Origin of the sequence: Tolypothrix sp. VBCCA 56010 (assembly GCF_050875635.1) — a bacterium.
In the GTDB taxonomy this organism is placed as follows: Bacteria; Cyanobacteriota; Cyanobacteriia; order Cyanobacteriales; family Nostocaceae; genus Hassallia.
Window position 1 is genome coordinate 92,699 of sequence record NZ_JBPAOH010000008.1, and the last position, 12,543, is coordinate 105,241.

The 12,543-nt window shown below is 40.0% G+C and carries 9 protein-coding genes and 1 pseudogene; 7 read left to right on the forward strand and 3 right to left on the reverse strand.

Going from position 1 to position 12,543, the window contains the following annotated elements; all coding sequences use genetic code 11:
* The first annotated feature begins 53 nt into the window (after positions 1-53).
* Positions 54-3,380, forward strand: coding sequence for a non-ribosomal peptide synthetase (locus AABK37_RS04705; RefSeq protein ID WP_432550436.1), 3,327 nt, complete (start codon positions 54-56; stop codon positions 3,378-3,380).
* A 48-nt stretch (positions 3,381-3,428) separates the two neighbouring features.
* On the opposite strand, the gene AABK37_RS04710 is transcribed toward AABK37_RS04705, so the two are convergent.
* Positions 3,429-3,653, reverse strand: a complete 225-nt coding sequence (locus AABK37_RS04710; RefSeq protein WP_432550452.1) for an alpha/beta hydrolase — start codon at positions 3,651-3,653, stop codon at positions 3,429-3,431.
* A 400-nt stretch (positions 3,654-4,053) separates the two neighbouring features.
* On the opposite strand from AABK37_RS04710, the gene AABK37_RS04715 reads away from it, so the two are divergent.
* The 4 genes from AABK37_RS04715 (at position 4,054) to AABK37_RS04730 (ending at position 9,995) form a co-directional block, all read left to right on the forward strand.
* Positions 4,054-8,817: an amino acid adenylation domain-containing protein gene (locus AABK37_RS04715; RefSeq protein WP_432550437.1), complete on the forward strand. Its 4,764-nt coding sequence runs from the start codon at positions 4,054-4,056 to the stop codon at positions 8,815-8,817.
* Between the two features lie 212 nt (positions 8,818-9,029).
* Complete coding sequence (locus AABK37_RS04720; RefSeq protein WP_432550438.1) at positions 9,030-9,227, forward strand: hypothetical protein; 198 nt, start codon at positions 9,030-9,032, stop codon at positions 9,225-9,227.
* Between the two features lie 288 nt (positions 9,228-9,515).
* Entirely contained in the window at positions 9,516-9,638 is a 123-nt protein-coding gene (locus tag AABK37_RS04725; protein ID WP_432550439.1) for a hypothetical protein, read from the forward strand.
* Positions 9,639-9,722: 84 nt separating this feature from the next.
* Positions 9,723-9,995 carry a GlsB/YeaQ/YmgE family stress response membrane protein gene (locus AABK37_RS04730; protein WP_432550440.1) on the forward strand — a complete coding sequence of 91 codons (273 nt, stop codon included), beginning with the start codon at positions 9,723-9,725 and terminating at the stop codon, positions 9,993-9,995.
* A gap of 385 nt (positions 9,996-10,380) precedes the next feature.
* On the opposite strand, the gene AABK37_RS04735 is transcribed toward AABK37_RS04730, so the two are convergent.
* The gene (locus AABK37_RS04735; protein WP_089127470.1) at positions 10,381-10,563 is read right to left on the reverse strand and encodes a CsbD family protein; all 183 of its coding nucleotides are present in this window, start codon (positions 10,561-10,563) and stop codon (positions 10,381-10,383) included.
* Positions 10,564-10,698: 135 nt separating this feature from the next.
* Between AABK37_RS04735 and AABK37_RS04740 the strand changes: the two genes are divergently transcribed.
* Both AABK37_RS04740 and AABK37_RS04745 read left to right on the forward strand, forming a co-directional pair.
* Positions 10,699-11,619 (forward strand): TIGR02587 family membrane protein, encoded by a 921-nt coding sequence (locus AABK37_RS04740; protein ID WP_432550441.1) that lies wholly within the window; start codon positions 10,699-10,701, stop codon positions 11,617-11,619.
* Positions 11,616-12,014 (forward strand): TIGR02588 family protein, encoded by a 399-nt coding sequence (locus AABK37_RS04745; protein WP_432550442.1) that lies wholly within the window; start codon positions 11,616-11,618, stop codon positions 12,012-12,014. Before AABK37_RS04740 ends, AABK37_RS04745 begins: the two co-directional genes overlap by 4 nt.
* Before the next feature lie 88 nt (positions 12,015-12,102).
* Here AABK37_RS04745 and AABK37_RS04750 read toward each other — a convergent pair.
* A pseudogene (locus AABK37_RS04750) lies at positions 12,103-12,441 on the reverse strand (ChaB family protein); the annotation flags it as partial.
* Positions 12,442-12,543: the final 102 nt, after the last annotated feature.

A 12,543-nucleotide genomic window follows, 5' to 3' on the forward strand; every position in this document is an offset into this window, starting at 1 on the left:
TTTGCGTAAGTCCTGTCATATGCTGAAAGCATGGCTCAAAAAGTTTGTACGTTATGTCTTCTGAAGAGGTCTTCGTCTTTCCTACATCTTTTGCCCAACAGCGGTTGTGGTTCATCGACCAATTGATCCCCGGTAATGCTATTTATAATGTGCCAACAGTCATTCGCTTGACAGGGAAACTTAATTTAGCAGCACTGAAGCAGACGTTTAACGAAATCGTGCGTCGTCATGAAACTTTACGCACCACATTTATAGTATTAGATGGGCAACCCCTGCAAGCGATCGCCACAGAAAGCGTAGCGATCGCTTTGAACGTATTAGACCTTCAACAATTGCCAAGCGATGAACGCGAGATTGAAGCAAAGTGCATTATTAACGCAGAGATAGAACATCCTTTCGATTTGTCTCAAGGTCCGTTGCTGCGAGTGACGCTGCTACAGCTTGGGGAAACAGAACATATTCTATTACTGAATATGCACCACATTATCTGCGACGATTGGTCTATTGGGGTGCTGATTCGCGAATTGGGAACGCTGTACGCAGCTTTTGCACAAAATCAGGCTTCACTGTTAGAACTGCCTCTTCAATACGCTGATTTTGCTCACTGGCAGCGCGAATGGTTGCAAGGAGAAGTGTTGGAAACTCAGTTAACTTATTGGCGTCAGCAATTAAATAATATTTCCATGCTACATCTGCCTACCGACAAAGCGCGATCGCCTATACAAAGCTATCAAGGTACAACGCAATTTCTAGAGTTACCGCTCAAGCTAACTGATGCACTAGAAAAGCTTTCGCAGCAAGAAGGTGTCACCTTATTTATGACGCTGCTGGCAGCATTTCAAATTTTACTTCATCGCTACACACATCAAGAAGATATTGCGGTAGGTTCGCCAATTGCTAACCGTAACCGCAGCGAAATCGAAGGACTTATTGGCTTTTTTGTCAATAGTTTGGTGCTACGTACTGACTTAAGTGGAAACCCGACTTTCCGCGAACTGCTATCTAGAGTACGGGAAGTAACACTAGGAGCATACAGTCATCAAGATTTGCCCTTTGAAAAGCTAGTAGAAGAACTGCATCCAGAGCGAAACTTGAGCCAGCACCCGCTATTTCAAGTAGTGTTTGGTTTTCAGAATGCGCCAATGTCAGCGCTAGAAATGCCTGGTTTAGTGCCTAGCTTTATAAATATTGACTTGAAGAAAACACGCTTTGATTTAGAGTTGCATCTGTGGAAATGTTCCGAGGATTTTAGAAGTCTATGGGGTGCAAAGTGGGAGCATTCTGAGGGTATTAGAGGTGTAATAGTTTACAGCACAGATTTGTTTGAGTCAGCCACTATTACTCGGATGCTGGAAGATTTTAAAACGCTGTTATCAGGCATTGTTGCTAATCCAAATCAACGCATCGCTCATTTACCGCTGTTAAACGCACAAAAGCTACATCAGGTATTAGTCGAATGGAATAATACTCAAGTCGATTATCCTCAAGATAAGTGTATCCATCAGTTGTTTGAAAATCAGGTGAAGCAGCATCCTGATTCGATAGCAATAATCTTTGAAAACATAGAGACGCGACGCCAGACGCTACAACGGAGGGAACCTCCGCAACGCGCTGGCTCATTAATCGCGTCTCTAACATATGGAAAGTTGAATATCCGCAGCAATCAATTAGCACAGCATTTGCAAAAAATCAAGGTAAATTCTCAAGTTTTAGTAGGCATTTGCATTTCACAGTCACCAGAAATGATAATCGGGTTGTTGGGGATTCTGAAAGCGGGGGGAACATATGTTCCTTTAGATCCTAGCTATCCTCAAGAGCGTTTAAATTTTATGTTGTCAGATGCACAAATTTCAGTATTGCTCACACAAGAAAAATTTCTCAAGCATTTTGATAACTTCTCAAATCCAATTATTTGCATAGATAAAGACTGGGAAATTATTGCCCAAGAAAGCGCAGAAAATCCGAAAAGCAGCGTAAGCAGCGATAATTTAGCTTATGTAATCTATACTTCTGGCTCAACAGGAAAGCCTAAAGGAGTAGCTGTAACTCACAAAGCTGTAAATCGATTGGTGTGCAATACAAACTATATAAAATTGCAACCTACTGATAAAATTGCTCAAGCCTCGAATACTTCCTTTGATGCAGCGACATTCGAGATTTGGGGAGCGCTACTTAATGGCGCTCAACTTGTGGGAATTAGCAAAGATGTCATCCTTTCACCTCATGAATTTGCATTACAACTACGACAAAAAGGTATCAGCGTTCTGTTTTTGACTACTGCTTTGTTTCAGCAAATTGCCAGAGATGTTCCGCAAGCTTTCGCGACGTTGCGATATTTACTATTTGGTGGGGAAACTGTTGATATTAGATGGGTTAAAAAGATTCTCAAAAATGGTTCGCCAAAATACTTAATTCATGTTTATGGTTCTACAGAAAATACTACATTTTCTGCTTATTACAGGGTGGAAAACATACCAAAATCAGCTACATCTATTCCCATTGGTCGCCCGATTACAAATACACAAATTTATTTATTAGATGCTAATTTACAACCTGTGCCTATTGGCGTTGTTGGCGAATTGTATATTGGTGGTGATGGACTTGCGCGAGAATATTTAAATCGTCCTGAGTTAACAGAAACCCGGTTTCTTGAAGAAACCGGGTTTCTCAGAGTGCGACTTTACAAAACAGGTGATTTAGCTTGCTATTTACCAGATGGCAATATTGAATTTTTAGGTCGCATTGACAATCAAGTTAAAATTCGCGGCTTCCGCATTGAGTTGGGAGAAATAGAAGCGGTGCTGAGTCAACATCCAGCGGTGAGAGAAACAGTAGTTATTGCTGCTGAGGAAATAGCTGGTGATAAACAGTTGGTAGCTTATATTGTTGCCAACCAAGAACAGATACCGACGCAATCAGCGCAAAAACTTGCGTTATTACTTCGCCAATTTTTGAAAGAAAAGCTACCAGAATACATGATACCAAAAGCCTATGTATTACTCGAATCTCTACCGCTAACACCTAATGGCAAAGTGGATCGTCGTGCCTTAAAAGCACCTGATATTACTTTTGATAAACCAGATTATGTGGCACCACGGACGCAGGTTGAAGATTTACTTGTGAAAATTTGGGCTAAAATTTTAGGAAAAGAACAAGTAGGTATCCACGATAATTTCTTTGAATTGGGTGGTCATTCTTTATTAGCAACTCAGTTAGTTTCTCGAATCCGGGACACGTTTAAAATAGATTTACCTGTACGCAATTTGTTTGAAGCACCGACTGTTGAACAACTTGCTAAGTACATTGAAACAACATCTTGGGCAGCTTCATTAGATAAAGCTGGTACTATAAGTCAGGAGCGAGAAGAAGTTGAATTTTAAGGAAAAACGCTTGAGTTCGAGTAACCAGCACAAAATGCGCTGACAGCTTCAGTAAAACGCTGGTTTTGCTTTATCAATGCCATATGTCCACCGCGTTTGATGCTGACTAAACGTTAGTGTAATTATACCACCCATACTGTGTCCTAGCAGGAAAACAGGCTTATCCCCTGCGATCGCAACAACCGTTTCTAAATCACGAGCATATTTTTCTACCGAGTAATCGTTGTTTTTCGGTCTGGAAGATTTTCCTAACCCTGGTAAATCCCATACTATTGTTTTATATTCTCAATCCAAAGAATGATTTTTATCATCTTCTAAATGTGGTAGAAATGCTGAGTTAATGAATAAGTACAAAAATGAGCGCAAAAACTCTCTTACAGCGATTTTCAGGTAAATGATCCACATAATTTTTATCTCACGCAAAGGAAGCAGTGAAAAGTCTGAGCGGAGGTTTCCTCCGTTCCCCGAAGGGGTTGCCGCAGGCATCAGACCTTTTCAAGAGAGAGACGCAAAGGAAGAAACAAGAGTGTGGTCTAAATACATGAAAATTGCTGTCAACTCTTATTCCTTCTCTGCGTACTCTGCGCCTCTGCGGTAGCCTCCGGCAACGCCAAGGGCGAACGTATTTTAGTCCTAAAGTAGTAACTAACAACTCTTGCCAAGGAGTATAATTTTGAAAATAGTTGAATTTCTATCTTATCTTCGCAGCTTAGATATTCAGGTTTTTCTTGAGCAAGAAAAATTGCGTTGTAACGCACCTGAAAAAACTCTAACACCAGAACTGCGTGCCGAAATTCAACAACATAAAGCAGAAATTATTCAATTTTTAAAAGCAGCTAATCGTACTACCAACTATACTTCCACACCCCTGATACCTATTTTGCGCGAAGGAAATGTTCCCCTCTCCTTCGCTCAACAACGGTTATGGTTTCTTAACCAATTAATACCTAACAATCCTTTCTATAACGTTCCCGCAGCACTGCATTTAAAAGGTTCGCTCAATTCAATCGCACTAGAGCAAACATTTAATGAAATAGTGCAGCGTCACGAAGCTTTACGCACCAATTTTGTCATGGTGCAAGGGCAACCAGTTCAGATAATAAATCCCACATTAAAAATATCCTTACCAATAAGAGATTTGCGGCAATTGCCACAAGCCGAACGTGAAATACAAGCACGACAACTTACTACTCAAGAAGCTCAACGTCCTTTCAATTTATCAACTGATTCGTTGCTACGAGTAACACTTTTGCGGTTGGATGAAACAGAACATATTCTATTATTGAATATGCACCACATTGTCTCCGATGGTTGGTCTATCGGGGTGCTAATTGGTGAAATAGCAGCACTCTACACAGCCTTTAGTAGCGGTCAGCCTTCTTTTTTACCGAAACTAGCCATCCAATATGCACACTTTGCCCAATGGCAACGCGAATGGCTGCAAGGAGAAGTGTTAGAAACTCAGTTAGCTTACTGGCAGAAGCAATTAAACGGCATTTCCATGCTAAATCTGCCTACTGACACAAGACCAGCAGTTCAAACTTATCAGGGTGCAAGGCAACTTCTGCAACTACCAAAAAGCCTGAGCGAAGCGCTGGAAACTCTATCGCAGCAAGAAGAAGTGACTTTGTTCATGACTTTGCTGGCAGCATTCAAAATTTTACTTTACCGTTACACCCAGCAAGAAGATATTGCTGTGGGTTCAGCGATCGCCAACCGCAACCGTAGTGAAATTGAGCCATTAATTGGCTTTTTTGTCAATAGTTTAGTGCTGCGTACCGACTTAAGTGGAAACCCAACTTTTCGAGAATTATTAAGTCGAGTCAAAGAGGTAGCTTTGGGTGCTTATGCTCATCAAGATTTGCCTTTTGAAAAGCTGGTAGAAGAACTGCATCCAGAGCGTAACTTAAATCAAAATCCGTTATTTGAAGTAGTATTTGCGCTTCAAAATGCGCCTATGTCTGCGTTAGAGCTACCTAATTTAATACTTACTCCTCTGGAATTTGATACTCAGACAACGCGCTTTGATTTAGAATTTCATTTGTGGGAGCGAGAACCAAACAATCAATTATGGGTAGATAGCTCGAAAGGAATCAGCGGTTTTGTAATTTACAGAACTGATTTGTTTGATGAAGCTACTATTACCCGGATGCTGGGACATTTCCAAATATTGCTGGAAGGTATAGTTGCAAATCCCGAAGAGCGAATTGCAAATTTACCACTTTTAAGTCAACTTGAGCAACATCAGTTGTTAATTGAATGGAACAATACTCAACTAGATTATCCTCAAGATAGATGCATTCATCAATTATTTGAAAATAGAGCAGAGCAAACTCCTGATTCTATAGCATTGGTATTTGAAGATGTAGAGACGCGACATGTCGCGTCTCTAACCTACAAAGAATTAAATCTACGCAGCAACCAACTTGCACATTATCTGAAAAAATTGGGTGTTCAAGCCGAAGTTTTAGTAGGACTTTGTGTAGAACGCTCTTTTGATATGATAATCGGGATGTTGGGCATTCTCAAAGCGGGTGGTGCTTATGTACCTTTAGATCCAACTTATCCCCATGAGCGTTTGAATTTGATGTTTGAAGATGCTCAAGTACCAATTTTATTAACTCACGAGCGATGGATTGAAAAGCTGGAAAATCACAATTCACACGTAATCTGTTTAGATAAAGATTGGGAAATTATTGCTGAAGAAATTGAAGATAATCTTCCCAGTCAAGTTACACTAGGAAACCTCGCTTATGTCATTTATACCTCTGGCTCAACTGGAAAGCCTAAAGGAGTACAAATTGAACATAGGGGATTATTAAATCTGATTTTTTGGCATCAAAAAGCATTTGCAGTTTCACACCTTGACCGAGCAACGCAGATAGCTGGGGTTGCCTTTGACGCTTGTGTTTGGGAAATTTTGCCGTATCTTAGTGCTGGAGCAAGCATATATTTTGTAGATGATGAAATTAAGTTAAATCCTGAGCATTTACGAGATTGGCTAATATCAAAAGCGATAACAATTTGCTTTCTCCCAACACCTTTGGCAGAAAAAGTTCTCAGATTAGATTTTCCGAATAACGCAGCTTTACGAATATTGCTTACAGGTGGTGACAAACTACATCAATATCCTTTAGCTGACCATGTTTTCCAAGTAGTTAATAACTATGGACCGACTGAAAATACAGTTGTGACAACTTCCGGTCAGGTTATTGTTATAAATCAAGAAGATCCCCCCTTTCCAAGGGAGGTTGGGGGGATCGCACCTACAATTGGTCGTCCTATTGACAACACACAAGTTTATATACTTGATAAACATTTACAACTCGTACCTATTGGTATACCAGGTGAGTTGTACATAAGTGGTGATGGGTTAGCGCGAGGCTATTTAAACCTTTCTGATTTAACTGTTGAAAAATTCATTTCTCATCCTTTTAGGCACGAGTCAAAAGCACGGCTTTATAAAACGGGTGATTTAGTTCGCTGTCGATTAGATGGTAAGATTGAATTTTTAAATCGCGAGGATGAACAGGTAAAAATTCGTGGCTACCGCATTGAGTTGGGAGAAATTGAAGCGGTGCTGAGTCAGCATCCAGCAGTGCAGCAAAATGTTGTGATGACTTCTGAGGATGCGGGTGAGAAACGTTTAGTAGCTTATGTTGTGCTAAATACTGAATATAGCAACGAGCAGGAAAATATACAATTAATGCAATTGCAGGATGAACAAATTTCGCAATGGCAAATGCTTTACAACGACACTTATAATCAACCTGCTAGCGATCGCGATCCAACATTCAATTTTATCGGCTGGAATAGTAGTTACACAAATCTGCCTATTCCAGCAGAACAAATACGCGAATGGGTGAATAACCAAGTGACGCAAATTCTGGCTTTACAACCTAAGCGAGTTCTAGAAATTGGTTGTGGAACTGGTTTATTACTCTTCAGAATTGCCCCGCACTGTACTAAGTATTATGCTACGGACTTTTCCCCGATTTCACTTAACTACATTCAACAGCAGTTGGCAAAGCAAGAAATGCCGCAAGTAACGTTGCACCAAAAGATGGCTACAGATTTTGAGGGAATAGAAGCTGCTTTTGATGCGGTGATTCTCAATTCTGTTGTGCAATATTTTCCTAGTATTGATTATCTTATTCGCGTATTAGAAGGTGCTGTGCAGGCAATTGCACTTGGAGGCTTTATCTTTATAGGAGATGTGCGGAATCTGCAACTTTTGCCAGCTTTCCACGCATCTGTGCAATTGTATCAAGCAGAACCTTTCCTCACCCGCGAACAGTTGCTGCAACGGGTACAAATGCAAATTTTCCAAGAAACAGAGTTAGTCATCGATCCAGCTTTTTTTAATGCATTAAAGCAGCGTTTTCCCCAAATTAGCCATGTAGAAATTCAACTGATCCGAGGACGCGATGGCAGAGCCAACGTCTTCGACGAACGCAATGAATTAACTCAATTTCGTTACAATGCAATTTTGCATATTGGCAGTGAAACTGTTAATAATACTAAGGATTATTCAGTGCTGGATTGGGACAAAAATAACTTAACACTCTCAGCAGTACGTCAGCTATTGATTGAAAACCAACCAGATATTTTAGCTATTACCAATGTACCTAATGCACGAGTGATAACAGCAGTTAAAACAGCAGAATGGCTATCAGGTGTAGAAGATTTTAAAACAGCGGGTGTAATGCGCTCATCTTTGCAAGAACTCGAAAATTTAGGAGTAGATCCAGAAGATTTTTATATGGATGTACCCTACAGCGTTAATATTAGCTGGTCAGATTCGAGTAGTGAAGGACGCTACGATGTAGTTTTTGTACAGCAAGAAGCAATAAATCAGAGAATTATTTTTTCGCATAGCACTGACTTGCGTCCGTGGCGAAGTTACGCTAATAATCCCCTACAATCTTCTTCAGCACGTAAGTTAGTACCGCAGTTGCAAACTTATTTAGCACAAAAGCTGCCTGAGTACATGATGCCATCTAGTTTTGTGGTGCTGGAATCTTTACCTCTAACAGCTAATGGCAAAGTAAATCGCCGTGCTTTAAGAGTACCTTTGATTAAGTCAGAATTAGCTGCATCTTATGTCGCACCTCGGACTTTGGTTGAAGAAGTGTTGGTGAAAATTTTTGCTGAAGTTTTGGGACTCAAGCACGTAGGAATTCATGACAATTTCTTTGAATTAGGTGGTCATTCGTTATTAGCAACTCAGCTTGTCTCTAGAGTGCGCGACAGCTTTGGGTTGGAGTTACCTTTGCGTAGCGTATTTGAGGCATCGACAATTGCAGAATTATCTAAGGTGGTGGAAAGCTTTAAACTCATCAATGCTGAAAATCAAGCCCCAGCTTTAGTACCACTATCGCGTGAGAGTCGCAGAATGAAGTTATCTTCCCTAAACAAATCGTCTGAAACTAGCTGAAAAATTAGATGGCGATGCCTTCTCCTGTCGGAGACGCTCCGCGAACGGCAAGCCGCAGAGCGGCAACGCTCTATTAAGTAGGTAGGCGAGAATAAAATTATATAAAGAAACATAAAGCATTTAAAATAAACTTGTAGTGAGCGCTCATATAGCACTAATTGCTTGTTACAAACCTTTAATTATTTACGGCGACTTACTTAAAGGAAAAAACTATGAATGACTCATCATTCGTTATCTTTATTGTCTTTGGAACTATATGGATTTTAATGGGAATCGCAGGGGTAATAGCTATCTTGAAAATGGATGGGCAAGAAATTAGGTTTGGCAAAATCGGACTCATTGTTGCTATCCCAATTGTCATCCCAATTATCATTACCCTTACATACGCGGCAATTAGGGGCACATTTTGAATAATCAAACGAGTTGGATTGTAAATGACCGCGATCGCATAACTCTTGCGCTCTTGTGCTTCTGCTGCTTCATTTTAACCCAAAAGCCGCAAAAAGCATATTTGTAAGTGTTTGCCCTTATTAGTAGCAACTACAGCAGGCTTTTGTTGACTTGTGAGGATGGCACAACTCGAATGGGCAATTTATGCGATCGCAGCGAAAGTTGAAAATCTCATTTCACACTTCGGTTCAGTTGCAGTTTAAACAGTAGATGATGCTACATTTTCCCATTTGGCAATAGTTTTTGCTGTGAATACTAGGGCAATGTATCAGGTAGGTTACGAGTTTTACTGTTCTGATAATAATGTTTGGTTAGTAGATAATGTACCATCTGAGTATCTACAAAACATCAAAATACTTTATTTTTCTTAACATTTATTAGTTATCTCTTACGATAGAAGAATAAGTTCATAACTAATTGATAAAGTAATAGCAAGATTATTGATGGACTAGAAAATGAACATTATTGCTTGGATTATTCTCGGTCTTATAGCCGGAGCGATCGCTAAAGCTATTTACCCAGGTCGTCAAGGCGGTGGTATTCTCACAACAATGATTTTAGGTATAATTGGCGCTTTTGTTGGGGGAACCATAGTTACCATCTTAGAGACAGGAAAACTACAATTTGTAGCCGCTGGTCTTAGTATTCCTGGTCTAATTGTTGCTGTGATTGGTGCTATGATTGCTATTTTCCTGTGGGGATTAATTGCTGGACGTACCAGTGTCTAGTTGAATAGGCAATAATAATTGTAGTTAGAGCCAATTTATTAGGAACTAACTCATTACTATTTCAAGTATATAAAAATACTCCACTTGTTTAACGCCAGTGGAGTATTTAGTTATATATCCGGGTAAATATTAATAGCGCTAACTTTCCAGCCTATGAATGCGTGATTTTGCATTATACGTCAAAAATTGAACATATTGTAGAGACGTTCCACTGGAACGTCTCTACGATTCATTCCACGGTTATGCAATGCCCGTGATTTATTTTAGTTGAATATTTCAATTCTCAAATGCGAGAAAATTGTAGATACACCCTAATCTTTATTTGAAAAAAATCCAACTACTCTTTAGGTATATGCAGCCTAATATCTAATCTGGACAAGCCTGATTATTGTAAAGATTTTTTAAATTCATCTTTTATGTTTTCAGCGGTGTGAATAACTTGAGCCTCAGCTTGCTTTACTTTGCCTTCAGCCTTGTCTTCTGGATTGCCAGTCAACTCACCAAGAGCTTCTTGAACCTTACCTTCAATATTTTTAGCAGTTGCCTTGATTCTATTTTCAGCACTCATATTTTTCACCTCACTTTGTAACTTAATAATCTACCTTATCAATGTATGATTTATTTGAGAACTAGACTTGAGATAGATTTTTTCTAAAAAAACCGCCTTTTATCGATAAATGCAAGTAAGAAATGTCATAAAATTATGATTTCAGCAAAAAAAATATTTAAGGAAATTCTAGACGTGGCAATTAAGCGGAAAAATATATGGAAAAGTGAATTTAATAACATAATTAGGGGTGCGTGTGGAGGATTTTTGTTTGGCATCCCTTTGCTTTACACAATGGAAGTTTGGTGGATTGGTTCACTGGCAAAACCACGAATGATGATAGTAGCGATCGCACTGACATTTATTGTAGTTTTCTGGCTCAATCAAACTGAAGGCTTTCGCAAACGCAGACATACAGCACAAGCTTATGACGCAGCATTTGATACTATAGAAGCGATGGCGATCGGCATAGTTTGTTCTGCTTTTGTGCTGTTATTATTGCGAGAAATTACACCAGAAACCGCCCTCAAAGAAGCTGTAGGTAAAATCATCTTTGAAAGTGTACCATTTTCATTAGGGGTAGCATTAGCGAACCATTTTTTAGGTGATAGCCGTAACGCCAATACACAACAAAATGGTGAGGCAAACAAAGCCGACAAGCAGAAAAACCCAGATGAGTTACAAGCGACTCTTGCCGATATTAGTGCAACCCTGATTGGTGCAACTGTAATTGCTTTTAATATTGCCCCAACAGATGAAATTCCCATGTTAGCAGCGGCAGTTTCACCATTCTGGCTTTTATCAATTATTGCTGCATCTTTGCTGATTTCTTATGGAATTGTATTTGAAGCGGGTTTTTCAGATCAACAAAAGCGCAGACAGCAACAAGGAATTTTTCAACGTCCGTTAGGTGAAACTATTATGTCTTATTTAGTGTCGCTGGTAGCAGGTGCTTTTATGTTGTGGTTCTTTCAAAAGTTGACATTTAGCGATCCTTGGACAATGTGGTTAGATCATGCTTTGCTGCTTGGTTTACCTGCAACAATTGGCGGTGCAGCTGGAAGGTTAGCGATATGAATCAAACAGAACAACGACCAAAGCGATCGCTTGCTGAATGGGTTACATTTAGCATCGCAACATTAATCCTCACAGTAATTGTCGGTCTGGTATGTTACACCTGGGTGAACGATAAGCATGAACCCCCCATTCTTTCTGTAACTAACAAAGAGAAAATTCGCGAGGTAGATGGACAATTCTACGTCCCCTTTGAAATCATTAATACTGGCGGAGAAACAGCCGAATCAGTACAAATTATCGCTGAATTAAAAATTAACAATCAAGTTGCAGAAACTGGAGAACAACAGATTGATTTTTTATCTCGTAGTGAAAAAGAAGAAGGAGCTTTTGTATTTAGCACTGACCCTCGCAAAGGTCAGTTAACTCTGCGAGTTGCCAGCTATAAATCACCCTAGCATTAAAGAGTTAGGAATTCCGCGCCTCCTAACTTTCCGCCTCCCGTACAGACGTTCCGGCAAAACGTCTCTACATAATTCCTAACTTCTAAACGCCCACTTTCGACTTAGACCAAATGCCATTTTCATCTTCATCATATTGCTGATGAACTGCTGACCAAGCAGCCTGTTCAGCTTTAGTTTGGTCATTTGACTCACTGAGTACAGCGTTATAACGCTCCATAAATGTGCGTTGAGCGTCAAGAGAAAGATGAGAGCGAACTTCCGGAGATAAATCCTCTATACTATTGCAAGCACCAGCACAAGCGCGAGCCAATGTTGCCTCAATTGTGTGAATCTCTTCACCACCAGCACTTTCTAACAAAAGTTGAAATTCGCCGACGCGATCGCTCGCAACTTCAGCCATCACTAAAAACTCACCAGCTTTTGACACTCCCACGGCTACGAAAACATCGCTTCGCTCGTTTTCATAAAAAGCCGTGGGATTCTTCCTTCAACCAGCCAACTTACTTAAAGGAGTTTCCCCACT

Coding starts and splice junctions, on each gene's coding strand:
- AABK37_RS04705 (WP_432550436.1), top strand. CDS start 54: ATGTCTTCTGAAGAGGTCTTCGTCTTTCCTACATCTTTTGCCCAACAG.
- AABK37_RS04720 (WP_432550438.1), top strand. CDS start 9,030: ATGAATGACTCATCATTCGTTATCTTTATTGTCTTTGGAACTATATGG.
- AABK37_RS04730 (WP_432550440.1), top strand. CDS start 9,723: ATGAACATTATTGCTTGGATTATTCTCGGTCTTATAGCCGGAGCGATC.
- AABK37_RS04735 (WP_089127470.1), bottom strand. CDS start 10,563: ATGAGTGCTGAAAATAGAATCAAGGCAACTGCTAAAAATATTGAAGGT.
- AABK37_RS04740 (WP_432550441.1), top strand. CDS start 10,699: ATGATTTCAGCAAAAAAAATATTTAAGGAAATTCTAGACGTGGCAATT.
- AABK37_RS04745 (WP_432550442.1), top strand. CDS start 11,616: ATGAATCAAACAGAACAACGACCAAAGCGATCGCTTGCTGAATGGGTT.